The following is a 25714-nucleotide window of genomic DNA, read 5'->3' as shown; positions in this document are numbered from 1 at the left end:
GAGGGCCCGGGCGGGGTCTCAGCCCGCCAGCACCCGGTCCACAAGAGCCTTGGCGTCCGCACCGGACCAGTCCGCGCCGCCTGAGATGCGGCCACGCTCCAGGCCGTCGGCGCCGTAGATCACCGTGGTCGGCATGCCGGCGGCCGGCGGCTTCAGGGCGAACGGCAGCTTCATGTTCGGATCGCTGTAGTATTTCAGCGGCGCGTGCTGGGCGATGAACGCCTTGGCCTTGTCGACCGCCGAGGGGCTGTCGACGCTGACCGCCACCACCTCCACCGGCTTGCCTGCATATTCCGCCTGCAGCTTGGCCAGGGTCGGCATTTCGGCGACGCAGGGGGCGCACCAGGTGGCCCACAGGTTCAGCACCACCACCTTGCCTTTGAGGTCCGCCACGCGCAGCGGTTTGCCGTCCGCGTCGTAGAAGGTGTTCGCCGGCCCGACCGTCGCTTCGGCCGGAACCACCAGCTTCGCCATCTCGCCCCTGGCCACCGACTTCAACCCGCCGGGCTGAGTGGGTTTGAACGAAGCCTGTACGATGATGTAGAGAACCGCCGCGACGCCTAGCAACGCGGCGCACCAGAGGGCCCATGTCAGGACCCCGCCCCTGGGATTCGCCGCAGGTTGATCGCTCATATGACAGACGACTCCTCTGACGCCCCCGGAAAGCCCGCCCCCGGCGGGCAGGCCCCACGCGGGCAAGCTATGTGGGGCGGCCGTTTCTCGGACAGGCCCGACGAACTGATGCAGGCGATCAACGTCTCCATCGGCTTCGACCGCCGGCTGGCGACGCAGGACCTGGAAGGGTCCAGAGCGCACGCCGCGATGTTGCGCAAGGCCGGGGTGATTTCAAGCGAAGACGCCGCCGCCATCCTCCAGGGCCTGGAGACCATCGGCCAGGAGATGGCCGCCGGGACCTTCCCCTTCCGCGAGGAATTCGAGGACATCCACATGAACGTGGAGGCCCGGCTGCGCGAGCTGATCGGCCCGGCGGCCGGCCGGCTGCACACCGCGCGCTCGCGCAACGACCAGGTGGCGCTCGACTTCCGCATGTGGGTCCGCGAGGCCTGCGACCGCACGACCGCCCAGCTGAAGGCGCTGCAAGGCGCCCTGGTCGCCAAGGCCGAGGCGCATGTCGAGACCCTGACGCCCGGCTTCACCCACCTGCAGCCGGCCCAGCCGGTGACCTTCGCCCACCACCTGATGGCCTATGTGGAGATGTTCGGCCGCGACGCCTCGCGCTTCGCCGACGCCCGCGTGCGGATGAACGAGAGCCCGCTGGGCGCCGCGGCGCTGGCCGGCTCGCCCTTTCCCATCGACCGGCAGATGACCGCCGAGGCCCTGGGCTTCGACCGGCCCACGGCCAACTCGCTGGACAGCGTCGCCGATCGCGACTTCGCCCTGGAGGCCCTGGCGGCGGCGACGATCTGCGCCATCCACCTGTCGCGACTGGCCGAGGAGATCGTCATCTGGATGACGCCGCAGTTCGGCTTCGTGAGGCTGTCGGACGCCTTCACCACCGGCTCGTCGATCATGCCGCAGAAGAAGAACCCCGACGCCGCCGAGTTGGTCCGCGCCAAGGCCGGGCGCCTGCTCGGGTCGTTCACCCAGCTGGCGGTGGTGATGAAGGGCCTGCCGCTGGCCTATTCGAAGGACATGCAGGAGGACAAGGTCCCCACCTTCGAAGCCTTCGATGCGCTGGAGCTGTCCCTGCGCGCCATGACCGGGATGGTCGCCGACCTGGAGCCCGACCGCGAGCGGATGGCCGCCGCCGCCGGGGCCGGCTACTCCACCGCGACGGATCTCGCCGATTGGCTGGTCCGCGAGCTTGGACTTCCCTTCCGGGAGGCGCACCATGTGACCGGCGCAGCCGTGAAGCGGGCCGAACAGCTGGGCTGCGACCTGCCTGGCCTGCCGCTCGCCGACCTGCAGGCGCTGGAGCCGCGCATCACGGCCGGCATCTACGACGTGCTGGCGCCGGGAGCCTCGGTCGCCAGCCGCAAGAGCTACGGCGGAACCGCGCCCGACCAGGTGCGATCGCAGATCAACCGTTGGAAGGATATCCTGGCATGAGCCTTCGCACCTTCACGCGCGCGCCCATAGCGGCGGCCTTGACGCTCGCCGCCCTGGCGGCCTCCGCCGGCGCGCTCGCCGGCTGCGGCAAGCTCGGCGGCCTGGAACGCCCGGGCCCGATGTTCGGCCAGGGCCGCAACACCACCCGCGCCGCCGACGAGCAGAGCCGCATCGGCCAGGATCCGAACCGGCCGGTCGACACCGTCGATCCGCGCGACGCCACCACCGACCCGGCCCCGCCCCGCACCCTGCCGATCCAGGGCACCTCGCCCAACCCGACCGCCTCCGGCCCGCAGGGCGCCCTGCCCGACCCCTACGCCAATCCGCGATGAACCATTTCGAGCTGCGGGGGGGCGAGCTCCACTGCGAAGACGTGCCGCTGAAGGCCCTGGCCGACGCCGTGGGCACGCCGGTCTACGTCTATTCCTCCGCCACCCTGGAGCGGCATTACCTGGTGCTGCGCGACGCCCTCACCGGCGCCGGGCTGCGCGACCCGCTGATCGCCTTCGCGGTGAAGGCCAACTCCAACGTCGCGGTGCTGGCGACCCTGGCCAGGCTCGGCTGCGGCGCGGACGTGGTCTCCGAAGGCGAGATCCGCCGCGCGCTCGCCGCCGGCGTGCCGCCGGAGCGGATCGTCTTCTCGGGCGTCGGCAAGACCGCCCGCGAGATCGCCTTCGCCCTCGACGCCGGGATCGCCGAGATCAACGTGGAGTCCGAACCGGAGCTGCGGCTGGTGGACGCCATCGCCCGCGACAAGGGCCGGCGCGCGGCCATCGCCATCCGGGTGAACCCCGACGTGGAGGCCGGCGGCCACGCCAAGATCTCCACCGGAAAGGCGGACAACAAGTTCGGCGTCTCCTTCGCCGAGGCCGAGCGCCTGTACGCCAACGCCTCCAACATGGCCGGGCTGAAGCCGCTGGGCGTCGCCTGCCACATCGGCAGCCAGATCACCGACCTCGCCCCCATGGCGGCGGCCTTCGCGAAGATGCGCGGGCTGGTGGAACGGCTGCGGGCCGAAGGCCTGTCGGTCGAGCGCCTGGATCTGGGCGGCGGCCTTGGCGTGCCCTACTTCAACCAGCCGGAGCCGCCGTCGCCGGCCGACTACGCCGCGATGATCGCCGGCGTCACCCAGGGCCTGGACGTCCAGTTCGCCTTCGAGCCCGGCCGGATGATCGCCGCCAACGCCGGCGTGCTGCTGGCGCGCGTGCTGCACGTCAATGAGCGGCCCGAGGGCCGCCGCTTCCTGGTGCTGGACGCGGCGATGAACGACCTGCTGCGGCCGGCCATGTACGACGCCTATCACGACATCCGGCCGGTCGCGCCGCGCCCCGGCGCGCCGCTGGCCTACGACGTGGTCGGGCCGGTCTGCGAGACCGGCGACACCTTCACCCGCGACCGCCTGCTGCCGCCGCTGGAGGCCGGCGACCTGGTGGCCTTCATGAGCGCCGGGGCCTACGGCGCGGCCATGTCCAGCGAGTACAACAGCCGCCCGCTGGCCCCCGAGGTGCTGGTGAAAGGCGCCGACTACGCCGTGGTGCGGCCACGCCCCACCTACGACGAGATGCTGGCCCGCGAGCAGCCTGCGCCCTGGCTCGAGCCCGCCTAGGCAACCACAGGGCCGCCCGACGGGTTACCCGGTTGAGGGACGCCTGACGGGCATTGCTTGCCATGGCTATCGACAGCCCATTCCGAGAGCCGCTGCCCGGGACCCACTACAACGGTTTTTCGGGACCGGGAGTCGACCGCCCCAATCCCAAGGCCGATGTCCCGCGACCGCCGCCCCGGGCGAGGGCGCGAGCGCGCCGCTCGCACGGATGGATGGTGGCCGGGATTTCGGCGGCGCTCGGGATCGGGCTGGCGCTGGGCTACTTCGTCCAGCCGGGGTTTCAGCGCGGCGCCGGCGTTCCTGAGCCCGTCGCGACCGCCATCGACGACGGCGTGGCCGGCGTCACTCCGGCTGTTCCGGGGTCCGAGCCGATGACGTCCGCGCCAAAGCCCGCGGGTCCCGGCCGCGTCGCCGCCCGGGCCGGGTCGGTCAAGCCGGCCTTCCACTGCGACTGGGCGCTCCGGCCGTCCGAGCGGATGGTCTGCAACGACGCCCAACTCGCCCAGTACGACCGCCAGCTGAACCGCGCCTTCACCCAGGCGGTTCGATCCGGCGTCCCCCGCGCCCAGCTCCGGGCGGCGCAGGATCGCTGGGTGCTGCGGCGTGAGCAGGCGGCGCGCCGGTCCCGCGAGGCGGTCGCGGACCTCTACCGCCGGCGGATCGCCGAACTCAACGCCCTCGCCGACAATCCGTCCTAGGCCAGCGGGAAGCGCTCGACCTCGCGCCAGCGTCGCCGCGCGGTGGCGAACAGCGCGACAGCGTCGACCCGCGCCCGCACCGGCTGGCTGAAGCGCAGGCGCATCTGCGCCTCCAGCCCGTCGAGCACCGGCTCCGGCGCCTGCGCCAGCGTCACATGCGGGATCACGGTCTCGAACTGGCCGCCGTAGGGCGGGCAGTCGGGAAAGGCGGCGGCCACGGCCTTCGCCAGGGCGAGCACCGGCCCCTCAGGATCGGGCGCCAGCCAAAGCACCTGCGGAAAGCGGGCGAGGCGGGAGAAGCTCAGGTCGAGGGCGGGAAAGGCGCCGACCACCTCGGCCAGCCGCGCCCGGTCCTCGGGCCGCAGCTTCGGCATCGGGATGAAGGGGTAGAGCACGGTGATGTGGGGCGGCATGTCGTACCGCGCGGCGGGATCGTGCGCGGCGCGGATGTCCGCGGTCAGCGCCTCGAGTTCCGGGGTGACCAGGACCAGGCCGCTCACGGCCTCAGTCCAGCGCGCCCACGTACGGCAGCCCCCGGAACGCGCCGGCCGAGTCCATGCCGTAGCCGACCAGGTAGCGGGCCGGCGCTTCCCAGGCCACGAACTCGGGCTCCATGGCGCGCGGCGTCGGCCAGGGCTTGCGGGCGAAGACGGCGGTCAGCACCTCGCTCGCCCCGGCGTCGCGCACCAGGCGCACGGCTTCGGACAGCGACAGCCCGGTGTCGAACACGTCGTCGACGATCAGCGCCTTGCGGCCGACCAGCGGACGCTGCAGGTCGGCGCGGACCTCGCAGCGGCCGGTGCTCACCCGCTCGTCGCGGTAGGAGGCCAGCCACAGGGCGTCGAAACGGACGAAACGGCCCTGCCGGGCCAGCGCCCGCATCAGGTCCGAGCAGAACCACAGGCCGCCGGTCAGCAGGCAGACGGCCACCGTCTCGTCGTCGATGCGCGGGGCGATGAGGCCGGCCAGCGCCTCCACCCGTTCGGCCACCTCGGCCTCGGAGATCAGGACGACGGGCGCGGGCTCAGCCATGGTCGGGAAGCGCGTCTGGGGATCCGGAGGGGAGCGGTTGCGCCTCGATGGGCGCGGGCGTCGGCGCCAGCACCGCCTCGGCGGCGTGCGGCGCGACCTTGGCGGACTTGGCGGCCTTGGCGTTCGGCGCCTCGAAGGTGACCTCCAAATCGTGGGCGTTGGAGGGCGGGTCGAGGATGGCGATGGCGAAGTGGCGTTGCGCGTGGCCGGGGATGCGGGTGTCGATCGGTCGGGCGATCTTGGCGGCCACCGGCTGGCCCGCGCGGTTGAGCAGGCTGATGCGGATCGGCGGCGACTGGGCGGAGTCGTCGCGCGCATTGCGGATCGACCCGGTCACCGACAGCACCGGACGGCCGCCCAGGAAGGTGGGCTCGGCGTGGACCGCCTCGATCACCAGGCCGGCGCCGTTCACCGGCAGGCCGAGGCCCGCATAGGCCGCTGAGCTCTTCGGCCACAGCCGCACCACGTCCTGGCGGAACACGATGGCGGCGACGATCACCACGGCCACGGCGGCGGCCATGCCGGCCCAGAGCATGGCGCTGGCGCGCGCCTCGCTGCGGGCGGCGGTCGCGGGACGCGCCGGCGCCTTCGGGCGGGGAGCCGGCTCTATGGCCGGGACAGCTTCGATCTCGGGTTCGGGGGTCGCGGCGAGGACCGGCTCCGGCGTGGGCGCGGCGACGGGCTCGTCCCTGAGCTCGGCGAGCAGGTCGGGTTCCGGCGGTTCCGCCTCGAAGCCGCTCTCCCGCCGCGCCGTCCAACGCGCCCCGCAACTCGTGCACTTCACCGTCCTGCCGGCGGACGGGATGCGTGAGTCATCGACGAAATAGCCGGTGGCGCACTCTGGACAGGTCAGTATCATGACGGCCGAATCGGATGCTCCAGCAACCTCCTCCGAGGTCGCCGATTTCGGCCTCCATGTCCAGAAACCCCAACGCCGCTGCGGCGATTGACACCGCCGCCGACGAGGTGGTCCGCTTTGACGACGTGTCCATGCGCTATGGCCGTGGACCCGAAGTGCTGAGCGATCTGAACTTCGGCCTGGCCCCGGGGTCCTTCCACTTCGTCACCGGCCCCTCGGGGGCCGGCAAGAGCTCCCTGCTCAAGCTGGTCTACCTGGCGGCCAAGCCCTCGAAGGGGCTGATCCACCTGTTCGGTCAGGACGTCTCCCGCTCGACCGCCGAGAGCCGGCCGCACCTGCGCCGCCGGATCGGGGTGGTGTTCCAGGAGCTGCTGCTGCTCGACCACCTCTCGACCTTCGACAACGCCGCCATCCCGCTGCGCATTTCCGGGCGGCGGCCGGCCGAGTACCGCAACGACGTGGCCGAGCTGCTGAGCTGGGTGGGCCTCGGGCAGCGGATGCACGCCATGCCCGCCACCCTGGCCGGCGGCGAGAAGCAGCGGCTGGCGATCGCCCGCGCGGTGGTCGCCCGGCCGGAAATCCTGCTGGCCGACGAGCCCACCGGCAACGTCGACCACGAGATGGCGCTGCGCATCTACCGGCTGTTCGTGGAGCTGAACCGGCTGGGCACGACGGTGCTGATCGCCACCCACGACCAGGACATGGTGGCCCGCTCCGGACGGCCGGTGCTGCACCTGGAGGGCGGTCGGCTGACGGCCCGCCCTCCCCAGGGACCGGCGCCGCAGGGCCCGGCGGCGCCATGAGCGAGCTGTTCGATCCCGCCCGCTGGCGGCCGGCGCCTTTCCTGCCCGAGAGCGAGGCCCGCGACGGCTCGCTGATCTTCGTGGTGGCGGTGCTCTGCTTCCTGGCCTGCCTGACCGCGCTCGGGGTGATCGCCGCCGACCGCGCCGCCCATGGCTGGAGCAGCCAGCTCGCGGCCGAGGCGACGGTCATCGTCCGCGCCAGGGGCGGCGAGAGCCCGGACGCCGCCGCCGCCCGCGCCGCCGAGGCGCTGGCCGGCGTTCCCGGGGTCTCCGAGGCCCGCGCCCTGGAGCCGCAGAAGGCCTACGACCTGATCCGGCCCTGGCTGGGCGACGTCACCGACCTGGAGGACCTGCCGGTGCCGCGCCTGGTGGCGGTCAGCCTGGACGCGCGCCAGCCCGCCACCGCCCCGGTGCTCGACGCGGCGCTGAAGGCCCAGGGGCTGGACGCCGTCGTCGACGACCACAGCGTCTGGCTGAAGGACATCCGCCGCGCGGCCGGCGTGGTGCGCTGGACCGGATCGGCGGTGTTCCTGCTGATCGCCGGCGCGGCGGCCGCGGTGGTGGCCTTCGCCACGCGGGCGGGTCTGGCGGCGCGCAGGGACGTGGTCGAGGTGCTGCACCTCTCCGGGGCCGGTGACGGCTTCATCGCCCGGCTGTTCCAGTTGCGGTTCGCCCGGATCGCGGGTCTCTCGGGCCTGCTGGGCGCGATCGCGGCCGCGGGCCTGGGCGCGGTCCTGCGGCTGGCCGGCGGCGGCGAGGGGCTGACGCCCGCCCTGCCCATCGCCTGGGGCGACCTGCTGGCCGTGCTACCCTGCCCGCTGATCGCCGCCGTGGTCGCCGCGACGGCCGCGCGGCTGACGGCCAGCGGGCTGATCCGGGAGATGCAATGAAGTCGATCGCGGCCTTCCTGATGGTGGCGCTGATCTGGGCGGCAGGCCTGCTCGCCTTCGCCGCGCGGGTGCAGCAGTCGACGCCGGCGACGGACCCGGAGGTCGCCGACGGGATCGTGGCGCTGACCGGGGCCAACTCCAACGAGCGGATCGCCGCCGCCGTCGGCCTGCTGAGCGAGGGGCTCGGCAAGCGGGTGCTGGTGTCCGGCGTCAACCGCGAGGCCAGCCGCGAGGACATCCGCACCGCCTCCAAGGCCGTACGCCGGCTCTACGACTGCTGCGTCGACCTGGGCTTCAACGCCGCCGACACGGTGGGCAACGCCCGTGAGACCGCCGAGTGGGCCAAAGCCAGGGGCTATTCGAGCCTGATCATCGTCACCGCCGACTACCACATGCCCCGCGCCATGCTCGAGCTGCGGGCCGTGCTCCGCGAGCCGCAGGCGCACCTGCAGAGCTATGCGGTGGCCACGCCGTCGCTGAAGGTCCGCCATTGGTGGAAGAGCCCGCGCAGCGCGCGGTTGATGGTGGTGGAGTATTGCAAGTATCTGGCGATCCTCGGCCGCGAGGCGGTGCTGGGGCTGGGCCCTCGCGAACCGGCGCCCGGCGCGACGCAACAGAAGGGCTGACCGTGCTTGCCGTCCGATCGCTGATCTTCGTGGTGCTGTTCTACCTGTGGTCCGTGCTGGTGGCGGTGGGCTGCACGCCGCTGCTGTTCGGGCCGCGGGTGTGGAGCCTGCGGATGTTCAGGATCTGGGCGACCGGGATCCTCGTCCTGCTGCGGGTCTGCTGCGACATCCGGGTCGAGGTGCGCGGCCGCCAGTACATCCCGCTGGGCGCGGCCCTGGTCGCGCCGAAGCACCAGTGCATGCTCGACGTCTTCGCCCAGTTCATCTGGCTGCCGGCCTCCGCCTTCGTCACCAAGAAGGAGCTGATGCGGATTCCGTGGTTCAGCTGGTACGCCCGCCACGTGCGGATGATCGCCGTGGATCGCGAGGCCCACGCCACCGCCCTGAAGAAGCTGGTCAAGGACGCCAAGGAACGGTTCGCGGAGGGTCGGCAGGTGGTGATCTTCCCCGAGGGCACCCGCGGCGAGCCGGGCGTGCCGGGCGACTACAAGCCGGGGATCGCCGCGCTTTACCGGGAGATCGACGTGCCGGTCATCCCCGTCGCCACCAACTCCGGCGTCCACTGGCCGCGCCATGGCTTCCTGCGCTACCCGGGGACCATCGTCTTCGAGTACCTGGAGCCGATCCCGCCCGGCCTGAAACGCGCCGAGTTCATGCGCATCCTGGAAGAGCGGATCGAGACCGCCTCGACGAAGCTGCTGCCGCTCTAGCTGGCCACCAGCTCGCGGGCCTGCACCAGGCCCAGCAGGGTCTCCATGCAGCGGTCGCGCACGCCCTCCTCGCGCAGGTGCTCCACCAGGTCGCGCAGGTAGTCGACGTTGCGGCCGGAGAGCCCGGTGGCGCCGGCGATCAGCTCCGCCTGCCGCTCCAGGCTCAGCCGTCCCGCCCACTGCGGATGGTGGATGTCGGAGAGGAAGACCAGCGCCTCGACCCGGCGGCCATCGGCCAGCCGCACCTCGCGACGGGCCTCCAGATAGGTCTCGGTCGGCTGCTCGCGCTCCAGCAGGTAGGCGTAGACCTCCTCCCAGTCGCGGTCGGCGATGCGGTAGGCCATGCCGCGGGTCGACCCGCCCGGCGCCAGGCCCAGCACCAGCCCCGGCCGCGCGTAGGTGCCGCGATGGTGGACGGAGTAGATGCAGAAGGCCCGCCGGCGGCCGTGCAGGGTCGCCGCCGCCCGCTCGGCGAACGCGAACCCCGGCCGCCACATCAGCGAGCCGTAGCCGAAGACCCAACGCTCGTCCGACATCGCGCCCCGCGCTAAAGAAGGCCCATGTCTCTGCACGATCTGCCGCCCCCCCGCAAATTCCGCCGCCTCGGGCTCTACCTGCCCTTCATCCTGCTGCTGCTGGCCATCGTCGCCTGGAGCGGCTTCTGGCTCTGGGCGCGGGGCCAGGCGGAAACCCGGATGGACGCCGCCGTCGCCGACCTGAAGAGCGCCGGCTACCAGGTCAGCTGGAAGGACCGGCTGATCGGCGGCTACCCGTTCCGTATGGACGTGACCCTGACCGAGCCCCGCGTCCGCGAGCCGTCCGGCTGGGGGCTGGAGGCCCCGTCCCTGGAGGGCGAGGCCTATATGCACGCCCTGACCCACTGGATCGTCGCCGCGCCGCAGGGGCTGACCTTCGTGCGGCCGGTGGGCGGGCCGGTGGCGGTGAAGGGCCAGTTGATCCGCGCCAGCCTGAGCGATTTCGACAAGCGGCCGCCGAGCTTCTCCTTCGAGGGCGTCAAGCTGACCTTCGCCCCCGCCCCCGGCGCGCAGCCCTTCGCGCTCTCGGCGGCCGACCGGGTGGAGTTCCACCTGCGGGCCGGGCCCGACGACCAGGGCGGGGTGTTCGCGAAGGTGGACAACGGCAAGGCCCGGCTTTCCGGCCTGCTCGGCCGCATCGCCGGCGACAAGCCGATCTCCATCGCCTGGAACTCGACGTTGTCGAAGATGAGCGCCTTCACTGGTTCCGACTGGCCCTCCGCGGTTCGCCGCTGGGCCGACGCCGGCGGCCAGATGACCGTCCGCGACGGCGGGCTCACCGCCGGCGACGCGCTGATCGGCGCCAAGTCCGGAACCCTGGGCGTCAGCCGCGACGGCCGGTTGTCAGGGGTGCTGGACGTCTCGCTGCGACAGGCGCCGCGGGCGCTCGGGGCCATGGGGGAGACCGGCGTCCTGCCGCCGGAGACCGCCCACGCCGCGGCGGCGGTGGCGCAGGCGCGCCAGGGGACCGGCGACGTCGCCCGCGCCACCCTGGACTTCCAGGCAGGCCAGACGACGCTCGGGCCCGTGGCGATCGGGCCCGCGCCGAGGGTCTACGAGAGCCGCTGACGGCTAGGGGGCGAGGAAGCCCGTCCCCATGCCGCCGCGCTTGGCCTGCACCAGCAGGGTGTTCTTCACCCGCTTGACGCCGTCGACCGCCACGGCCACGGCCACCGCGCGCAGGGCGTCGGCGTCGGACCAGACGACCCCGCCGAGGCGGACCTCGCAATGGTCGACCTTGACCTCGATGTCCGAGGCGTCGAGCCCGGGCGTGTGGCGGAGACGATCCTGGACCTCCACGCGGATCCTCAGATCCGAAATGGGATAGATCGCGAGCTCGGGCATCCATGCACCTCCTTCTCGTTAAAGACGGCCGGCACCCAGCGGGGACATCTTACGCCCGCCATCCAGCCGCGCCAACGTCACAGCTTCGCGATGACCGCCGGCCCCCTGGCCGCCGCTGGGGCGTTGCGCAGGGAGAGGAGACCCGATGTCAGGCGAACCCCCGAAGAGCACCCCTGAAGCCGCGCCGGAGAAGGAAACCCCCGGCGAGCCCTCGATCTACGGCGGCCAATGGGGCGAGAGCGGCAAGCAGAAGCCCGACGAGCGCGGCCAGGTCGACCGCCCGCGACCCATCGAGGCGCCGAAGGAGTCCGAATAAGGCCGCCGGAACCGTCCGCCGCCCCGCGAATGTGGCGACGGCGTCATTCGGCCGACACGAGCCGCCGCTAGAGGATCGCTCCGAGTTCAGGAGGATCCTATGCGCCTCATCTGCGTGCGTTCAGCCCTGGTCGGCTGGTCGGTGAAGGCTGACACCTTCGACAACGAGCTGCTGTTCCAGAGCGGCGCCCAGGCCGAGCAGGCGGCCCGAAGGCTGGCCGCGCAGTACGCGCACGCCGGCCATGAGGCGGAGGTGCGGATCTTCCTGCGCGACGGCAGCGTCGCCGGCCGCCTGGGTTTCACCGAGACCGCCGACAACCTGCCCCTGGCCCGCTGACCTGGCGGCCGCCGGCGCGGCGTCGCGTTCAGGCCTCGTCCCGCGGCAACGTCCTGGCCCTCAGGTGGGCGCGTCTGTAGCGACCACGAACAACCCAGACGACGAGATTCACCAGCACCAGCGTGACGGCGAGCGCCACCACGATCGCCAGGCTGATCCAGAAGAGATTCGGCTGGTCCACACGGGGCCTCCCTCCGACGGAAGCGCCTGGCGATAATGGGCCGGCGCGCGGCGGCAGGAACCCTCAAATCACAAGCTTGCCGACATCGTGGAACCTACCTGTGAAGCTCTAGGCCTTCCCCCCCGATCAGTCCCGGTCGTCGCTGTCCTCGGCCTCCTGCGCATCGACGATCGGGCGGAACCTGTGCACCGGCGCCGGCATGACCGCGTCGCTGCCTTTCACGCTCTTCCAGATGATCTGGTTCAGGAGGTGCATTGGCGCGCGGTCCGCGTCCGAGAAATCCATCCGGCGGCTTTCCTGAGCGCCATAGGACAACGGCGTGTTCTTGGCGTTCACGTCGACCATCGGCTTGATCGCTGTGAACGGCGTCACCAGCGGCGTCGCGCCGAAGGATGCGTACATCGGCATCGCCGCCGCGTCGTACTGGCTCATCGGCGGTAGCCCCAACATCAGCTCGATCGAACGCACCATCGACGTGGTCGAATAGAGCGTGCTGTCGACTACGCCGCGTTTGACATAAGGACTGACCACAAGGCCGTGGGTGCGGCGCGCATCCACATGATCCGGACCGTCCTGAGCGTCGTCCTCGATGACGAAGATGGCGGTCTCAGGCCAGTAGCGGCTGTGGCTGACCGCCTCGATCAACTGGCCAAGGGCGTAGTCGTTGCTGGCGACCATGGCCTTAGGCGTTTGCGCGCCCGGCATCGCGCCCTTCGTATGGTCGTCAGGCAGGCTCATGACGATGAGGTTGGGCAGCCGCTTCTCGGGATCCGGGCTGTCGTAGTTCGCTTCATATTGCCGGAGCTCGCCCAGAAACACGTCCAAAACCTTGGCATCCGCCGGTATCCAATCGGAATCCTCACCGGCCGGCCCCTGGATGGCTTCGTATCGAGAGATGTGACGTCCGGCGAAAAACTGGCGAAGCTCGTTGTAGGAGCGAAAGGTCAATCCCTTTCGCCGGGCCGCGTCCCACAAGAATCCGGAGGCCGGTGTGGCGGCGTCGACATCGGCGTTGGTGCTGCTGCGTCCTGCATAAACGGATGGCCAGATCTTCTCGATAAAGTCCGTGGCGTAGGCCGCGGTCGACCAGTAATGGCCATCCATGCTGACTTCGCCATCACAATAGAGGTTGTCGAGGATCACATATTGCTTGGCCAGCGCATGCTGGTTTGGCGTAACCTTCTCGCCGAAGATGGTCAGGCCCGGATCGCCATTCGCGCCCGGCAGATCACCGAACACCTGGTCGTAGGTGCGGTTCTCCTTGATGATGTAGATGACGTGCTTGATCGGCGAGCCTTGACCGACCTGTTGCGGGATGACGCTCGCGGTCCGGGGCGGCCGGGCCCGCCGCAGAAGGGCATCGCTGTAGGGGGTATTCGCCGCCACCTGCTCGGTCCATTTCGACAGCCGCTCGTCCAGATTCGCGACCCGCAGCGCTTCCAGGCTACCGGTCTGCACGCAGTGGACGCTGCAGCCGCCGGCTTCCATAAGCTTCTTGAAATCTTGATCTATGCGCGCCGACGGCACTCGCGGACTGCCCGGCCCCAGGGGATCGGGGTGCGGCATCTCGCCTTTGGAAGCGCCGATGAACAAGGTCGCGCCTCGATCGGCCAAAGCGAGCGCCGAGGGATACCACCCCGTCGGGATGAAGCCGACCACCGCGCTGCGCTTTCGGTTCTCGATCCGGGCGACGGCGATGGCGTTGTTGTCGGCATTGGCGATGTAAAGGAGCTTGCGCGCTTCATCGATGGCCAGGGCGTCTGGCGTAGAACCTTCCGGGGCGGTGGGGGAAAGGCTGGTCGACAGCCGTTCAAGCGTCTCGAGCGTCTTGGCGTCGATGACATGGACGGTATTGTCGTTGGCGCAGACGACGAACAGCCGCCCGTCGGCGGACAATTTCATGTCGCTAGGATTCCGGCCGACCTGCAGGGTGGTGACGACCCGATTGGTGTCGGTGTCGATGACGCTCACCGATCCGCTCGACCAGTTGGAGACGAACAGCCGTTTGCCGTCCGCCGTCAGTATCGCCTGATAGGGCTTCATCTCCACCGGGATACGGGTGACGATCCGACGGGTTCGGGCATCGAACACCACGACATTGCCCGGGGCGGCGCCCGGGCCCTGGTTGACGGCGTAGAGCTGTCCCCGGTCCGGGGCATAGGCGAGGCCCGACCACCAGACCTGGCCCGGGTCGACGGTCTCGGAGAGCCGCGCGGTCGGCGCCGCGCTCAGCCGGCCTCCCGTGTAGGTGAATTCATAGACCGACGCCCGATTTGCGGCAGCGCCCATCGGCTCGACCGCCCCCTGAAGGGCGGTGTGATAATTGCCGACGTACTTGGCGTTGCCGCCGGAGACATAAAGGGTGCGCCCGTCCGGCGACCAGGCCAGGCCTACGAAGGTGGCCGGCAGATCGATGCGCTGAAGCTGCCGATGGGTCTTCGCGTCGAAAACGGTCAGCCCGTGGGGCAGGAAGCCGGAATTGAGCGCCACCACGAGCTTGCCGTCCGGCGAGACCGCAAGGTTGGTCACCGTATCGGCCAGCGTCGCGATCGCCTTGCCTGCAGGCCTGATGCGCCAGCCGTTGGGGAGGTAGGCCCCGCCGCTGGGCAAGGGGCCGGGCCGCCGGTCCAGCGGCGCCTCCGTCACGCTGGCTGAAGCGAGCGCGGGAGCCACCTGAGAGGAGGCCTCCAAGGCCCGGGCATAGCCCCCTAGGCTCCAAACCGACGACATGAGGCAGGAAGCGGCGAGCACGCCCGGGAAACGAGCCCATGCCGTCGGTTTCATTCTCATCTTCTACCTTCCTGGGGCGGCGCGGTACGCAATACTGAATTCCAAGTCTTCAGAATTTCATGCCGACCCTGGTGAAGAAATACCTCCCAATAGTGTCATACCGCCCACCGCCCCCATTATACACATTTGGCATTAGAGGAGGCGTTACGTTGAATAGGTTCTTTACGCCGAATGTCATCTCAAGGCCGCTGTCGAATCTGCGAGCCAATGAAATGTCGTTGTACACCACAGCGGGTATGTAGTTGTTATCATATTGGCCCGGAATGGCGTTGGGATCTACCGTAGCTGAACTCGTATATTGCGTTCCGACGGTAAAATCGTAGTGGTTCGTGCTGTACTCGACCAGGAGATATCCCCGGAATCTCGGATCGGTATAGGATCCGTCGTACTTGATTTGGGCCGCCTGAACGCCTGGAACGTTCTGAATTTCTCGACTCAGCAGATAACTGCCCTTGAACGTGGCGCCGAGTTGGCCATTCCATAGCGGGAGCCGGTAGCCAATTCCAAAATCGATACCGTCAGTTCTCATCTCCGCGGCGTTCACCAGCTGGGTCGAAATAAAGTTGATCTTATGATCAGCGCCACGCTGAACGTATTGGCAGAATTGATTGTTGATCGTTGGCAGATCGACGCACTGGTTCATCATGTCGTTGATGCTGAATGACGTAATGGCATTCACTATTCTGATATTCCAAAAGTCGATTGTCACGTCCAGTCCCGGAATGAAGCGAGGTTGAATAACCGCTCCAACCGTAAAGCTGTCCGATACTTCCGGCTTCAAATCGATATTCCCGCCGCTCTTGACCAGGACATCTGTCGAATAGAAAGCCAGGTTGTTGGGCACGCCCAAGGCCTGGCAGTTGGCGGCCCGCGTGGGAGTCAGATTGTAGTTGCCGGAGAGGCAAGGGTCGTTGATCGATCCGGTGAAACCCTGGCTGGTCGGGGCATAGAGCTCCCCGAAATTGGGCACCCGCACGCTCCGCGAACGGACGCCACGGATCGTCAACCCGCCGACCGGCTCCCATGTGCCGCCGGCCTTCCAAGTGCCGGTGGAACCCATCGTCCTATAGTCGGAATAGCGATAGGCCCCTTCCAGCTCCAGGTGGCGCAGGAACGGCTTGTCCTTGATGATCGGAACGACCAGCTCACCATAGCCCTCCGTGACGCTCATCGAGGCGTCCACCGGCACGGTCTGTATTGACGACACGAACCCGCTAAGCGGCACCTGGGCGTTCGCCACCCGGGGGTCGACAGTCAGGCGCCCCGATTCCGTGCGATGTTCCACGCCCGCGGCAAAGGAGACGTCGCCGGCGGGCAAGTGAAACAGTTTACCGCTCAGGTCGGCGCCGAATATCTGCTGCTCGTTGATGCTCCTGGAATGAAGATCGGTGAGAAGCCAGGCTTTCTGCGCGGCGGTCAGCGGGTCATTGCCGAAGATATTGTATGGCGTGCAGCCGGCGGCGCGCGCCGCCGGATCGCGGCAGACCGGCGCGCCGGTCACCGGATCCGCAATGACGTCGCGCGCCGCAACCCAGCGGGACGTCAGCGGCGCATTGGTCACGGCGGCGTCGTCCGTCGCCCGGCCATATTGATAGTAGGCTTCCCAGCTGAGCGAACCGCCGATCTTTCCCGACAGGTTCTGGCTAACGGTCACGCTTTCCCGGTCATGGGGCATCTCGACCACCGGCCAATTCGTGTACCAACGGTCGATGTTGACATAGCTTAGCCCATCGCTGGCCAGCAGGTTGCGGACGCTGTCAGGCATGTAGGGGTTATCGGGGTAGGCTTTCGCCCCGCCATTTCCGCCCGCGAAGAGCGTGCGAGAATCCTCACGGTAGCGCGTAACCAGACCGCCGGAGACGGTGCGCCCGTAGTCGAGCCGCGCGCCGTATTTGATAGCGTCGGTGAGTTCGTAATCAAACTTGGCGATAGTGGAGAAGGTTTTCTCCGAAAGCCTTAGCGGGGCATACCAGTTCCAGCTGCGAACGACGGCGGGATTGGACGTTCCATTCCCCCGAGCGGTTTCACCGGCTCCAAGCGGCGTATTGTAATAGTCCCGCGTCAACTGCCCATTGTAGTAGTGGTAATATCCACCGTTCTTTGGGTTGTAGAATTCCGGAACGTCCGAATTGTAAAATAGCAGCAAGTCACGGACGACGATGTTATCAGGTATTCCATCATTGACGCCGGTGTTGTTTGGGTTTCCCCAATACACGATATTTTTCCGCGAAAAATCGCGTTCATGCTCCTGCACAGCGCCAGTCTGGAGGTAGGTTCCGCCGAGCGTGAACGATCCTCGGCCATCGGCGAATTTGCCGCCGGCAGCCAGTGACACATTGGTCTCCGGGGCGTCGCCATGCTGGGAAATGCCCTGATAGGCTGTGACATACAGCCCCTCCAGATCCTTCTTCGTGATGATATTGACCGCGCCGGTCACGGCGTCGGCGCCATAGATCGCCGCGGCGCCGCCGGTCACCACCTCGATCCGGTCGATCATCGCCGACGGAATCATGTTGATGTCGACAGCCGAAGCCGCCGCAGTCCCGGACACCCGCCGCTTGCCGTCGATCAGGGTCAAGCTGCGGTTGGTGCCCATATTGCGGAGATTGATAAAGGCCGCACCGGCATTTCCCGCGTCTCCGGTACCGTCGTAGAAGTCAGCCGAATAGGCGCCGGCCCCCGGCGCGATGGACGGCTCGAGCCGCAAGGCGTCATAGGCGTTGAGCCGGCCAACTCGCGCGACGTCGTCGAACTTGGTGACATTCACCGGCATCGCCGATTCCAGTTCGGGGCGCGCGATGCGCGAGCCGGTGACGACAATTGCGTCAACTTCTCCGACGCTGTTGTTCGCGCCGTCCAGCTTGGGCGAGGCCGAATCCTGCGCCTGGGCGGCCGAGGCGATCAGCGCCGAGCTGGCCAGCCCCGCAAGGAGCATTCCCTTTAACGTGCTCATTATCGTGCCCCCTTGTGAACTGACGCCCGTCGAACGACGTGGCGCATCCGAATGGATCGGCCGCGAGCCATAGAGGGGAATTGTGACAAGCGATTGAATATGTCTCAATGACGGAGACTATTTGGATGAGATACCCACATTCCGAAATATGCTCCTTGCAGGACAATTTCGGTCTCGCCCGGCAAAATCTCAATCCTCGGGCTCGCGTCGGCTTTTCGGCGACCGTGGGGCGGGCTATCTTTTCCGCATGACGAAGCAGGGGCGAACCAACGGGCAGGACATCCAACCGGCTGCTTCGAGGCTCCAAAGCATGGTGGCCAGCCTGCCGGCGACCAGCCGGCGGATCGCGCAGTTCGTGCTCGACAATGTCGGCGAGGTTGTCCACATGTCGGTGACCGAGCTGGCGGAAAGAACCGCTTCGTCAGAAGGCAGCGTCGTCGGCCTTGCCAAGACCTTCGGCTACACTGGCTTCCAGCAGCTAAAGATCGCGCTAGCCCAGGACCTGGTCGCCCCGGTCCAGTTCATTCATGAAGACCTGGAGCCAGGCGATCATCCGGACACGGTGATACGCAAGATCTTCGCCAGTCACATCCAGGCGCTGCAGGATACTCACGCAAATCTCGGCGTCCACGCTCTAACCCGCGCCATGGAGGCGATCCGGAACGCGCGCCGGGTCGAGGTGTATGGCATCGGTTCGGCGGCGCCGATCGCCGAAGATGCGGCCTATCGGCTCATGCGGATCGGTATTGAGGCGAGGGCGCTGGTCGACAGCCATATGCAGGCGATCGGCGCCAGCCTCACCGGGCCGGACGTCGCCACTCTCACCATCTCGCACTCGGGCTCTTCCCAAGAGACGCTCACGGCGACAAGGCTTGCGCGGGAGGCGGGCGCCAAGACGATCGTCCTCACCAACTACGGCAAATCGCCGATGCAGGCCTATGCCGATATCGTACTGTTCACCATGGCGCGGGAGACCAATTTCCGCACCGAGGCGATGACCAGTCGGATCGGCCAGCTCGCCGTCCTGGACGCATTGATCGCCTGCCTGGCGCTCCAGGATTACGAAGCCTCCAGCGAGGTGCTTCGGCGCTCGTTCGAGATACTCTCGCTCAAGCGCTATTGATCGGCGCGAGCCGGTCGCACAGGTCGGCAAGGTTGGGTTGGCCGCCGAGACGATCGGCGTCGACGATCAGCGAGCGCAGGCCGAGCGCCCTGGCGCCGGCGCGGTCGGTCAGCGGGTTGTCGCCAATCACGATCGTATCGTGACGCGCGGATCCCAGGCGTTCGAGTGCGGCGACGAACAGCGTCGCAGCAGGCTTGCCGATCACGTGCGTCGCCCCGACGCCGGACGCCGCCTCCACCGCCGCCAACAGCGAGCCCGTCTCGGGCACGATCAAGCCGTCGTTGCCCGGATGGGTCAGGTCAGGATTGGCCGCAATCAGCACCGCGCCTCGACACACCTCGTTGGCGAGCAACATGAGCTTGGCGTAGCTCCAACTCGTGTCGCGCCCCAGCACGACGACATCGGCGCGTTCGGTTACCGGCGCGAGCCCTTGGCGACGTGCGTGATGGCGCAGCGTAGGCGACGCGGCGATCAGGCAGCGCGCGCCCGGAAATCTGCTCGCGACAAAGCCTATCGTCTCCTCGCCTGCCAGGACCATCCGCTCGGCCGGTATGTCCAGCCCGACGCGGCGCAGCTTGGCGCTCAACGAGGGGCTGACATCGCGCGAATTGTTCGAGACGAGCACGAAGCGCCCCTCGACGCCCCTCAGGAAGGCCTGCCCCCCCTCGGTCGCGACGCCGCCACGCAGCAATGTGCCGTCGAGGTCGATGATGAAATGGTCGCCAGGCATGATCGGGTCGTCACCGCCCGGTGGCAATTCCCCTTCCGGCGACCCGACGGGATGGCGGGGCTCGAGAACGGCGCGCGTTGCCTGGTCTGACTCATGATCCATACGGATGATGAGATAAGCTCAATATCACGGCCTTTGCAAACTGAGACCATTTCGTGAATTTGTCACACACCTGCCCTAGCGTGCCGCCTGGCGGGTGGATTTCAGATGTCGCAACGGCAGGAGGCAGGCCTGCGCTTGTTTTGGGGAATGTTGGCGCTCCTGTTCGTGCTGTCCGGCTGTTCGCCGGCCGATCACGGGAAGCGCGAGACGTTGCGCGTTGTGCTGATCCCTGCCGATGGCGGCACCGAGGACGGCACCAAGGCCGATTATCAGCCGATCTTCCAGGCTGTTTCGCGCATGACGAAGCTCGATTTCGACATCAAGGTCGGCCAGTCCTATGCGGCGGTCGTCGAGGCGCTGTGCAACAACGGAGCCGACATAGCCTTCGTCGGACCGGTATCCTACATCCAGGCGCGCGACCGCGGCTGCGCCGACCTTCTCGCTGTCGGCGTCGAGAAGAACCAATCGATCTATTATTCAGGGATATTCACCAAAGCGACTTCGCCGATCCATTCGATCGCTGACCTCAAAGGCCGGCGGGTGGCGTTCGGCGACGTCAACTCCACCTCATCCTTCGTCTATCCGATGGCGATGATCATCGACGCCGGCCTTGACCCGGTGCGCGACCTCGGCGCGATCCGGATGACCGGCAGCCATGCCGACAGTCTCGCTGCGCTGGTTCACGATCAGGCCGATGCGGCCGCCCTCTCATTCGACAGTTACGAGAAGGCGGTGAGCGAGCACGCGGTCGATCCAGCGGCCATCCGGGTCGTCGCCAGGAGCCTGCCGATACCTTATCCGCCCCTGGTCATGAACTCCCGCTTGGACGCTGCCCACAAGGCGAGGCTGCGCGACGCTTTCGCCAAAGTGGACAGGGCCCCCGGCGTCACACCGGATATGATCCGCGGCTATGGCGGCAAGAAGGTGGACCGATACGACACCGCCTTCGCGCCCGAACAGTTCAATCTCGCCGGCGCGGTCATGGCGAAGCTCGACGACAGCCTCAAGGCGGCGATCCTCAAGAAAGCCTCCGAACGTTGAGCCTCGTCTACGAGCATGTCAGCAAGCGCTACCCCGATGGGACGGCGGCGCTGTCCGATATCAGTTTCGAGGTGCCGCCCGGCCAGTTCTGCGTGATTCTCGGACGCTCGGGCGCCGGCAAGTCGACCCTGCTCAAATGTGTGAACGGCCTTGCCAGCCCAAGCGCAGGGCGGGTGGTCGTGGACGACCTGGAGGTGACGCCGAAAACCTTGAGGCGGCTTCAGCCCCGCATCGGCATGATCCACCAGTCCTTCAACCTCGTGCCACGCGCCACCGTCGCAACCAACGTCATCTCAGGAGCGCTTCCAGCCGTCTCGACGCCTCGCGCGATGCTGGGCCTGTTTCCGAAGACGCTGCGTGACCGGGCCTGCGCGCTGATCGCCGAGGTCGGCCTCGGCGAGGAGCATCTGCGTCGTCGGGTCTCAGCTCTGTCGGGCGGACAACAGCAACGTGTCGGCATCGCCAGGGCCTTCATGCTCGATCCATCCTATGTGCTGGCGGATGAGCCGGTCGCCAGCCTCGATCCGCAGACGAGCGTCGACATCCTTGCGCTGATCGATCGCCAGGCGAAGGTGCATGGCGCGGCCGTGCTCTGTAGCCTTCACCAGATCGACCTCACCATGCGTTTCGCTGACCGCGTCATCGCATTGAGGGACGGGCAGCTCATATTCGATGGCGCGCCGGAGGCGCTCGCGCGCAGCGGGCTCGCCGGCATTTATGAGTCAGGCCCCTGCGAGCCGATTCAGCTTTCTCGGGCGATCGGCGCATGAGCAGCGCGGATGATCGGGCCGCTGGCGGGCCGTCCAGGGCGTGGCGCTTTCCGAAGCCGTTCGGATGGCGCGCCGTGCTTGTCATCGCTGTCGCCACAATGATCCTGGCTCGCACGGGGGCAGATGTCGAGATTGGCCGGGCTCTCCTCGAGTCCGGGAAGGGCATCGCCGCCGGAGCTGGTCTTTCCCAGGATTCGCAGGTCGCCCGCGGCTTCCGGGCGATCCTCGCGCAGATGTTTCCGCCGCAAATCGCCGAAGTGACCGAGACTGCGCGGATCCCTGGATTCGATCCTCACCAGCCGCCGTTGTTTTCGCACGTCGAGACGCGAACCGTGATCGTCAAGTCGCTCGACCCTGATACGATGCGCATCGTCGATCGCACCACCCAGCAGGAAGTGCTTGTCGAACCCGTCGGCTACCTGCGCCACGTCGCCGCCAAGCTCATCGAGACCTTTGAGATCGCGCTGTGGGGCACGCTGCTGGCCGTGCTGATCGGCGCGCCGCTGGCCTTCTTCGGCGCGCGCAATCTTTCGCCTCATCCCTTGCTGATCATGCTCTGCCGTAGCGTTGTCAGCTTTTTTCGTGCGGTTCCCGAACTCATCAGCGCACTCTTTTTCGTGCTCGCCTACGGGTTCGGACCCGCCGCAGGCGTGCTCGCGCTCGCGCTTCATGCCGCCGGCTTCCTCGGCAAGTTCTACGCGGAGGATATCGAAAATACGGATCCGGGGCCGCAGGAGGCGTTGAGGGCGACCGGAGCCAATCGGCTGAAGCAGCTGCGCTACGCCATTCTGCCGCAGGTGCTGCCGCAATATGTTGCCTACACGCTCTACATCCTCGACCGGAACGTGCGCATGGCGACCGTCATCGGCTTGGTCGGCGCCGGCGGAATTGGCTTGGAGCTGAAGGGCCGCTACGACCTCTATCAATACTCCCACGTCAGTACGATCCTGATCGCCATCTTCATTCTCGTATTCGCGCTCGACCAGCTTTCCAGCTGGCTGCGCCGCCGTTGGATATGAGGGCTGGGCAGCGCTCTTCAGCGGCAAATATCGTCGTCGATACCTCCCGGTTCGTGCTGCGCTGCTGCGTCAGTGGCGGCCGAGCGCGCCACTCGCGACCCAGGTTTTCACGGATGGCAAGATATGCTCGGCGCCCTTGCGGCATTCTGCGCCTGCGGGGAACGAAGCGCCGCCCCGTCTGCAAGGTGGTAGCTGGGGGCGGGATCGAACCGCCGACCTGTGGGTTATGAATCCACCGCTCTAACCATCTGAGCTACCCAGCCGCACGCGCCTGTGGCGGTCTCGCGAGCGAGGCGCGGGTTATAGGGAAAGCGTTTCACGTCTTCAAGCGGCTTGGGCGCGGGCGCGCGAACGGCTAGGTTCGCGGCTCAATGAGCGTGCTTCACCTCCTAGGCACGGCCGGCGAAGGCGGGGCCGAAACCTACTTCGTCGACCTTGTCGCTGCGCTGAGGCGCGCCGGCGTGGGCGAGGCCGCGGCCATCCGCCGGCACCCGGGCCGCGAGGCGGCGCTGAAGGCGGCCGGCGTGCCGGTGAAGGTGCTGCCGTTCGGCGGGCCGCTCGACATCCTCAGCAAGACCGCGGCGGCCGGCTACGCGAGGCTGCAGGACGCGAAGCTGGCGCTGGCTTGGATGAACCGGGCGGCGCGGCATACGCCGAAGGGCCCCTGGGCGCGGATCGGGCGGCTGGGGGGCTACTACAACCTCAAATACTACGCCGGCTTCGACGAGCTGGTGGCCAACACCGAGGACATCGCCGAGTGGGTCGTGGCCCAGGGCTGGCCGGCCGGCAAGGTGCGCTGCATCCCCAACTTCGCCGCCGCGCCGGTGGACGCCGCCGCCGTCGACCGCGCCAGCCTCGACACGCCTGAGGAGGCGCCTCTGCTGCTGGCCATGGGCCGGCTGCACGACGCCAAGGCCCATGACGTCAGCCTGGCCGCCCTCGCCCAACTGCCCGACGCCTACCTGTGGATCGCCGGAGTGGGGCCACAGGAGGCCAAGCTGCGGGCGATGGCGACGGCGCTGGGGGTCGATGAGCGCGTGCGGTTCCTCGGCTGGCGGACCGACGCCTCGGCGCTCTACCGGACGGCCGATCTCTGCATCTTCCCCTCGCGCTACGAGCCGCTGGGCAATGTGGTGATCCAGGCCTGGGCGCACGGCCTGCCGGTGGTGGCCGCCGCCAGCCAGGGCCCGAAGGCGCTGATCCGCGACAGCGAGGACGGCCTGCTGGTGGCGATCGACGACGCCGACGCCCTCGCCATCGCCGTGCGGCGCCTGCTCAGCCAGCCGGCGTTGCGGGCCCGCCTCGTCGAGGCCGGCGCGAAACGGGTGGAGCGCGAGTTCTCCGAGGCCGCGGTCGTGGCCCAGTGGAAGATGTTGTTCGCCGACTACGGAGCCGCCTGATGTGCGGCATCGCAGGCGTGCTGGCGGGCGAGCCGGCGACGCGTCCCGAGACCACCCGCGCCCTGATCGGCGCCCTCACCCACCGCGGGCCCGACGGGATCCGGGTCGAAGAGGCGGCCGGCGCCTCGCTGGCCCACGCCCGGCTGTCGATCATCGACCTGGAGGGCGGCTGGCAACCGCTGCACGCCGCCGGCTCGACGGTGATCGGCAACGGCGAGATCTACAACTACCTGGAGCTGGCGCGGGACTACCAGCTGGACGGCAAGCTCGCGACCGGATCGGATTTCGAGCCGCTGCTGCACATCTACGCGCAGGAGGGGCCCAAGGCCTTCGAGCGGCTGCGCGGCATGTACGCGCTCTGCCTGATCGGCGCCGACGGGCGCACCTGGCTGGCGCGCGACCCGTTCGGGATCAAGCCGCTGTACCTGCTGGAGCACGAGGGCGGCCTGGCCTTCGCCTCCGAGCCCAGGGCCTTCTTCAAGGCCGGCCTGCTCAAGGCCGATCTCAACGAGACCGCCGCGCGCGAACTGCTGGGCTTCAACTACACCCTCGGCGAAGAGCCGATCTTCCGCGGCCTGCGGCGCCTGGCCCCCGGCGAGGTGCTCGAGGTGCGCGACGGCCGCGTCGTCTCCACCGAACGCCGCCGGCCGCTGATCCCCGCCGGCCAAACAGCAGGCGATGACGACGCCTTGATCCGCCGGCTCGACGCCGTGCTCGAGGACAGCGTCGCCGTGCACCAGCGCTCCGACGTGCCCTATGGCCTGTTCCTGTCGGGCGGCATCGATTCGGCGGCGATCGCCACGCTGATGGCGCGGCTGAACGAACGGCCGGTGACCGCCTTCACCTGCGGCTTCGACGCCCCCGGCGCGCGGGACGAGCGGGCGCAGGCCGAGCGGGTGGCCCGGGCGCTGAACCTCGACTGGCGCGAGACCAGCTTCGGCGAGGCCGACTTCTGGCGGATATTGCCGCAGGTCGCCTGGGCGCTGGACGACCCCACCGCCGACTACGCCACCCTGCCGACCTACAAGCTGGCGGAGGCCGCCAAGGGCACGCTGACCGTGGTGCTGACCGGCGAGGGCGGCGACGAGCTGTTTGGCGGCTATGGCCGCTATCGTCGGGCCCTGCGGCCGGCCTGGCTGGGCGGCCGCCCGGCCGAGCCCCGGCTCGACGACGCCGGCGCGCTGGCGCGCTGGCGGGCGCAGGCCCAGGCGCCGAAGGGCCTCACGCCGCTGCAGCAGGCGCAGTGGGCCGACGTCGCCACCTGGCTGCCCAACGACCTGCTGCTGAAGCTCGACCGTTGCCTGATGGCCCACGGGCTGGAGGGCCGCACGCCGTTCCTGGACCCCGAGGTCGCCGCCTTCGCCTTTCCCCTGCCCGACCGGTTCAAGGTCCGCGGCCGCTACGGCAAGTGGATCCTGCGCAAGTGGCTGGAGCGCGCCTGCCCGGCCGCCGAGCCCTGGGCGCGGAAGCAGGGCTTCACGGTGCCGGTGGAGGCCTGGATCGCGCCGCGCGCCGCCGACATCGCCCGACGGATCGGCAAGATCGAAAGCGTTCGCCGCGTGCGTGACCCCGAGGCGGTGGCCCGGGCGTTCGCCGGCGACCAAGCGGGCCAGCGCTGGCCGCTGCTGTTCTATGCGGTGTGGTCCCTGATCCACCTGGAGGGCGCATCGCCGAGCGACGCGCTGGCGCAGGCGACGGGCGGGATTTGAAGGCGAAGGGGGTGGCCGGCGAGGAATGGCTGCCTGGAGCTCTCGCGCCGAAATAGCCAGGCCGGCCGTC

27 protein-coding genes and 1 tRNA gene are annotated in these 25714 nt (G+C 68.5%); 17 read left to right on the top strand and 11 right to left on the bottom strand.

The genetic code is table 11. The features are described 5' to 3' along the window. Positions 1-18 precede the first annotated feature (18 nt). Positions 19-474, bottom strand: coding sequence for a TlpA family protein disulfide reductase (locus DJ021_RS11375; RefSeq protein ID WP_243625971.1), 456 nt, complete (start codon positions 472-474; stop codon positions 19-21). 159 nt (positions 475-633) lie between these two features. Between DJ021_RS11375 and argH the strand changes: the two genes are divergently transcribed. From argH to DJ021_RS11355, 4 genes are all read left to right on the top strand, one after another. Next, positions 634-2070 (top strand): argininosuccinate lyase, encoded by a 1437-nt coding sequence (argH, locus tag DJ021_RS11370; RefSeq protein ID WP_111457655.1) that lies wholly within the window; start codon positions 634-636, stop codon positions 2068-2070. After that, entirely contained in the window at positions 2067-2402 is a 336-nt protein-coding gene (locus DJ021_RS11365) for a hypothetical protein (protein ID WP_111457654.1), read from the top strand. The genes argH and DJ021_RS11365 overlap by 4 nt, the downstream gene beginning before the upstream one ends. Then, complete coding sequence (gene lysA / locus DJ021_RS11360; RefSeq protein WP_111457653.1) at positions 2399-3676, top strand: diaminopimelate decarboxylase; 1278 nt, start codon at positions 2399-2401, stop codon at positions 3674-3676. Before DJ021_RS11365 ends, lysA begins: the two co-directional genes overlap by 4 nt. A gap of 215 nt (positions 3677-3891) precedes the next feature. Then, complete coding sequence (locus DJ021_RS11355) at positions 3892-4374, top strand: lysozyme inhibitor LprI family protein (protein WP_133254990.1); 483 nt, start codon at positions 3892-3894, stop codon at positions 4372-4374. Here the strand turns inward: DJ021_RS11355 and DJ021_RS11350 are convergent. From DJ021_RS11350 to DJ021_RS11340, 3 genes are read right to left on the bottom strand one after another with little or no spacing between them, the layout of a single operon-like run. Next, a complete protein-coding gene (locus tag DJ021_RS11350; protein ID WP_111457651.1) occupies positions 4371-4874 on the bottom strand; it encodes a 2'-5' RNA ligase family protein in 504 nt (167 codons plus the stop codon). The two genes, DJ021_RS11355 and DJ021_RS11350, sit on opposite strands and share 4 nt — an antisense overlap. 4 nt (positions 4875-4878) lie before the next feature. Beyond that, positions 4879-5406 (bottom strand): phosphoribosyltransferase, encoded by a 528-nt coding sequence (locus tag DJ021_RS11345; protein ID WP_111457650.1) that lies wholly within the window; start codon positions 5404-5406, stop codon positions 4879-4881. Further along, positions 5399-6265: a DUF3426 domain-containing protein gene (locus DJ021_RS11340; RefSeq protein ID WP_111459072.1), complete on the bottom strand. Its 867-nt coding sequence runs from the start codon at positions 6263-6265 to the stop codon at positions 5399-5401. Before DJ021_RS11340 ends, DJ021_RS11345 begins: the two co-directional genes overlap by 8 nt. A gap of 56 nt (positions 6266-6321) precedes the next feature. On the opposite strand from DJ021_RS11340, the gene DJ021_RS11335 reads away from it, so the two are divergent. The 4 genes from DJ021_RS11335 to DJ021_RS11320 are packed head-to-tail and all read left to right on the top strand — an operon-like array spanning position 6322 to position 9294. Next, positions 6322-7068 carry a cell division ATP-binding protein FtsE gene (locus tag DJ021_RS11335; RefSeq protein ID WP_165837193.1) on the top strand — a complete coding sequence of 249 codons (747 nt, stop codon included), beginning with the start codon at positions 6322-6324 and terminating at the stop codon, positions 7066-7068. Then, positions 7065-7958, top strand: a complete 894-nt coding sequence (locus DJ021_RS11330; protein WP_111457649.1) for a cell division protein FtsX — start codon at positions 7065-7067, stop codon at positions 7956-7958. The genes DJ021_RS11335 and DJ021_RS11330 overlap by 4 nt, the downstream gene beginning before the upstream one ends. Beyond that, the gene (locus DJ021_RS11325) at positions 7955-8584 is read left to right on the top strand and encodes a YdcF family protein (RefSeq protein ID WP_111457648.1); all 630 of its coding nucleotides are present in this window, start codon (positions 7955-7957) and stop codon (positions 8582-8584) included. The genes DJ021_RS11330 and DJ021_RS11325 overlap by 4 nt, the downstream gene beginning before the upstream one ends. Positions 8585-8586: 2 nt before the next feature. Beyond that, positions 8587-9294: a lysophospholipid acyltransferase family protein gene (locus DJ021_RS11320; RefSeq protein WP_111457647.1), complete on the top strand. Its 708-nt coding sequence runs from the start codon at positions 8587-8589 to the stop codon at positions 9292-9294. Here DJ021_RS11320 and DJ021_RS11315 read toward each other — a convergent pair. Beyond that, on the bottom strand, positions 9291-9830 hold the full coding sequence (locus DJ021_RS11315) for a gamma-glutamylcyclotransferase (RefSeq protein ID WP_111457646.1): 540 nt from the start codon (positions 9828-9830) through the stop codon (positions 9291-9293). The genes DJ021_RS11320 and DJ021_RS11315 overlap by 4 nt on opposite strands. Positions 9831-9854: 24 nt before the next feature. Between DJ021_RS11315 and DJ021_RS11310 the strand changes: the two genes are divergently transcribed. Continuing rightward, a complete protein-coding gene (locus DJ021_RS11310; protein WP_111457645.1) occupies positions 9855-10898 on the top strand; it encodes a DUF2125 domain-containing protein in 1044 nt (347 codons plus the stop codon). Between the two features lie 3 nt (positions 10899-10901). Here the strand turns inward: DJ021_RS11310 and DJ021_RS11305 are convergent, their stop codons facing one another. Continuing rightward, positions 10902-11174, bottom strand: coding sequence for a BON domain-containing protein (locus DJ021_RS11305; RefSeq protein WP_111457644.1), 273 nt, complete (start codon positions 11172-11174; stop codon positions 10902-10904). 145 nt (positions 11175-11319) lie between these two features. On the opposite strand from DJ021_RS11305, the gene DJ021_RS18915 reads away from it, so the two are divergent. Further along, positions 11320-11490, top strand: coding sequence for a hypothetical protein (locus DJ021_RS18915; RefSeq protein WP_165837192.1), 171 nt, complete (start codon positions 11320-11322; stop codon positions 11488-11490). A 99-nt stretch (positions 11491-11589) separates the two neighbouring features. After that, positions 11590-11826 (top strand): hypothetical protein, encoded by a 237-nt coding sequence (locus DJ021_RS11300; RefSeq protein ID WP_111457643.1) that lies wholly within the window; start codon positions 11590-11592, stop codon positions 11824-11826. 28 nt (positions 11827-11854) lie between these two features. On the opposite strand, the gene DJ021_RS18910 is transcribed toward DJ021_RS11300, so the two are convergent. The 3 genes from DJ021_RS18910 to DJ021_RS11290 form a co-directional block, all read right to left on the bottom strand. Further along, the gene (locus tag DJ021_RS18910; RefSeq protein ID WP_165837191.1) at positions 11855-12007 is read right to left on the bottom strand and encodes a hypothetical protein; all 153 of its coding nucleotides are present in this window, start codon (positions 12005-12007) and stop codon (positions 11855-11857) included. A 126-nt stretch (positions 12008-12133) separates the two neighbouring features. Next, a complete protein-coding gene (locus DJ021_RS11295; protein ID WP_207801820.1) occupies positions 12134-14791 on the bottom strand; it encodes an alkaline phosphatase family protein in 2658 nt (885 codons plus the stop codon). 55 nt (positions 14792-14846) lie between these two features. Beyond that, on the bottom strand, positions 14847-17750 hold the full coding sequence (locus DJ021_RS11290) for a TonB-dependent receptor domain-containing protein (protein ID WP_111457642.1): 2904 nt from the start codon (positions 17748-17750) through the stop codon (positions 14847-14849). 247 nt (positions 17751-17997) lie between these two features. Here DJ021_RS11290 and DJ021_RS11285 point away from each other — a divergent pair, with 247 nt between their 5' ends. After that, entirely contained in the window at positions 17998-18873 is an 876-nt protein-coding gene (locus tag DJ021_RS11285; protein ID WP_111457641.1) for a MurR/RpiR family transcriptional regulator, read from the top strand. Here the strand turns inward: DJ021_RS11285 and DJ021_RS11280 are convergent. Beyond that, positions 18860-19603, bottom strand: a complete 744-nt coding sequence (locus DJ021_RS11280) for an HAD-IIA family hydrolase (RefSeq protein WP_165837190.1) — start codon at positions 19601-19603, stop codon at positions 18860-18862. The two genes, DJ021_RS11285 and DJ021_RS11280, sit on opposite strands and share 14 nt — an antisense overlap. Before the next feature lie 207 nt (positions 19604-19810). Between DJ021_RS11280 and DJ021_RS11275 the strand changes: the two genes are divergently transcribed. From DJ021_RS11275 to phnE, 3 genes are read left to right on the top strand one after another with little or no spacing between them, the layout of a single operon-like run. Further along, a complete protein-coding gene (locus DJ021_RS11275) occupies positions 19811-20746 on the top strand; it encodes a phosphate/phosphite/phosphonate ABC transporter substrate-binding protein (RefSeq protein WP_111457639.1) in 936 nt (311 codons plus the stop codon). Beyond that, positions 20743-21516 (top strand): phosphonate ABC transporter ATP-binding protein, encoded by a 774-nt coding sequence (locus tag DJ021_RS11270; protein ID WP_111457638.1) that lies wholly within the window; start codon positions 20743-20745, stop codon positions 21514-21516. The genes DJ021_RS11275 and DJ021_RS11270 overlap by 4 nt, the downstream gene beginning before the upstream one ends. Beyond that, positions 21513-22535, top strand: a complete 1023-nt coding sequence (phnE, locus tag DJ021_RS11265) for a phosphonate ABC transporter, permease protein PhnE (protein WP_111457637.1) — start codon at positions 21513-21515, stop codon at positions 22533-22535. The genes DJ021_RS11270 and phnE overlap by 4 nt, the downstream gene beginning before the upstream one ends. A gap of 186 nt (positions 22536-22721) precedes the next feature. On the opposite strand, the gene DJ021_RS11260 is transcribed toward phnE, so the two are convergent. Next, positions 22722-22798 (bottom strand) — tRNA-Met (locus tag DJ021_RS11260). Positions 22799-22906: 108 nt separating this feature from the next. Between DJ021_RS11260 and DJ021_RS11255 the strand changes: the two genes are divergently transcribed. Both DJ021_RS11255 and asnB read left to right on the top strand, forming a co-directional pair. Continuing rightward, positions 22907-23935: a glycosyltransferase gene (locus DJ021_RS11255; RefSeq protein WP_111457636.1), complete on the top strand. Its 1029-nt coding sequence runs from the start codon at positions 22907-22909 to the stop codon at positions 23933-23935. Next, complete coding sequence (gene asnB / locus DJ021_RS11250) at positions 23935-25644, top strand: asparagine synthase (glutamine-hydrolyzing) (RefSeq protein WP_111457635.1); 1710 nt, start codon at positions 23935-23937, stop codon at positions 25642-25644. The genes DJ021_RS11255 and asnB overlap by 1 nt, the downstream gene beginning before the upstream one ends. The last annotated feature ends 70 nt before the right edge of the window (positions 25645-25714 follow it).

The organism is Phenylobacterium hankyongense, assembly GCF_003254505.1.
Taxonomy (GTDB): Bacteria; Pseudomonadota; Alphaproteobacteria; order Caulobacterales; family Caulobacteraceae; genus Phenylobacterium; species Phenylobacterium hankyongense.
Note: the sequence above shows the minus strand (reverse complement) of the source record. Positions and strands in the feature narration are given on the sequence as shown.

What these genes read in the sequence shown, in the direction of transcription:
- DJ021_RS11285 (WP_111457641.1), top strand. Translation starts at nt 17,998, where the DNA reads ATGACGAAGCAGGGGCGAACCAACGGGCAGGACATCCAACCGGCTGCT.
- DJ021_RS11375 (WP_243625971.1), bottom strand. Translation starts at nt 474, where the DNA reads ATGGCGAAGCTGGTGGTTCCGGCCGAAGCGACGGTCGGGCCGGCGAAC.
- DJ021_RS11255 (WP_111457636.1), top strand. Translation starts at nt 22,907, where the DNA reads ATGAGCGTGCTTCACCTCCTAGGCACGGCCGGCGAAGGCGGGGCCGAA.
- lysA (WP_111457653.1), top strand. Translation starts at nt 2,399, where the DNA reads ATGAACCATTTCGAGCTGCGGGGGGGCGAGCTCCACTGCGAAGACGTG.
- DJ021_RS11275 (WP_111457639.1), top strand. Translation starts at nt 19,811, where the DNA reads ATGTCGCAACGGCAGGAGGCAGGCCTGCGCTTGTTTTGGGGAATGTTG.
- DJ021_RS11330 (WP_111457649.1), top strand. Translation starts at nt 7,065, where the DNA reads ATGAGCGAGCTGTTCGATCCCGCCCGCTGGCGGCCGGCGCCTTTCCTG.
- DJ021_RS11295 (WP_207801820.1), bottom strand. Translation starts at nt 14,791, where the DNA reads ATGAAACCGACGGCATGGGCTCGTTTCCCGGGCGTGCTCGCCGCTTCC.
- DJ021_RS11300 (WP_111457643.1), top strand. Translation starts at nt 11,590, where the DNA reads ATGCGCCTCATCTGCGTGCGTTCAGCCCTGGTCGGCTGGTCGGTGAAG.
- DJ021_RS11335 (WP_165837193.1), top strand. Translation starts at nt 6,322, where the DNA reads ATGTCCAGAAACCCCAACGCCGCTGCGGCGATTGACACCGCCGCCGAC.
- DJ021_RS11280 (WP_165837190.1), bottom strand. Translation starts at nt 19,603, where the DNA reads ATGCCTGGCGACCATTTCATCATCGACCTCGACGGCACATTGCTGCGT.
- DJ021_RS11310 (WP_111457645.1), top strand. Translation starts at nt 9,855, where the DNA reads ATGTCTCTGCACGATCTGCCGCCCCCCCGCAAATTCCGCCGCCTCGGG.
- DJ021_RS11345 (WP_111457650.1), bottom strand. Translation starts at nt 5,406, where the DNA reads ATGGCTGAGCCCGCGCCCGTCGTCCTGATCTCCGAGGCCGAGGTGGCC.
- DJ021_RS11305 (WP_111457644.1), bottom strand. Translation starts at nt 11,174, where the DNA reads ATGCCCGAGCTCGCGATCTATCCCATTTCGGATCTGAGGATCCGCGTG.
- argH (WP_111457655.1), top strand. Translation starts at nt 634, where the DNA reads ATGACAGACGACTCCTCTGACGCCCCCGGAAAGCCCGCCCCCGGCGGG.
- DJ021_RS11325 (WP_111457648.1), top strand. Translation starts at nt 7,955, where the DNA reads ATGAAGTCGATCGCGGCCTTCCTGATGGTGGCGCTGATCTGGGCGGCA.
- DJ021_RS18915 (WP_165837192.1), top strand. Translation starts at nt 11,320, where the DNA reads ATGTCAGGCGAACCCCCGAAGAGCACCCCTGAAGCCGCGCCGGAGAAG.
- DJ021_RS11365 (WP_111457654.1), top strand. Translation starts at nt 2,067, where the DNA reads ATGAGCCTTCGCACCTTCACGCGCGCGCCCATAGCGGCGGCCTTGACG.
- asnB (WP_111457635.1), top strand. Translation starts at nt 23,935, where the DNA reads ATGTGCGGCATCGCAGGCGTGCTGGCGGGCGAGCCGGCGACGCGTCCC.
- DJ021_RS11340 (WP_111459072.1), bottom strand. Translation starts at nt 6,265, where the DNA reads ATGATACTGACCTGTCCAGAGTGCGCCACCGGCTATTTCGTCGATGAC.
- DJ021_RS11315 (WP_111457646.1), bottom strand. Translation starts at nt 9,830, where the DNA reads ATGTCGGACGAGCGTTGGGTCTTCGGCTACGGCTCGCTGATGTGGCGG.
- DJ021_RS11290 (WP_111457642.1), bottom strand. Translation starts at nt 17,750, where the DNA reads ATGAGCACGTTAAAGGGAATGCTCCTTGCGGGGCTGGCCAGCTCGGCG.
- phnE (WP_111457637.1), top strand. Translation starts at nt 21,513, where the DNA reads ATGAGCAGCGCGGATGATCGGGCCGCTGGCGGGCCGTCCAGGGCGTGG.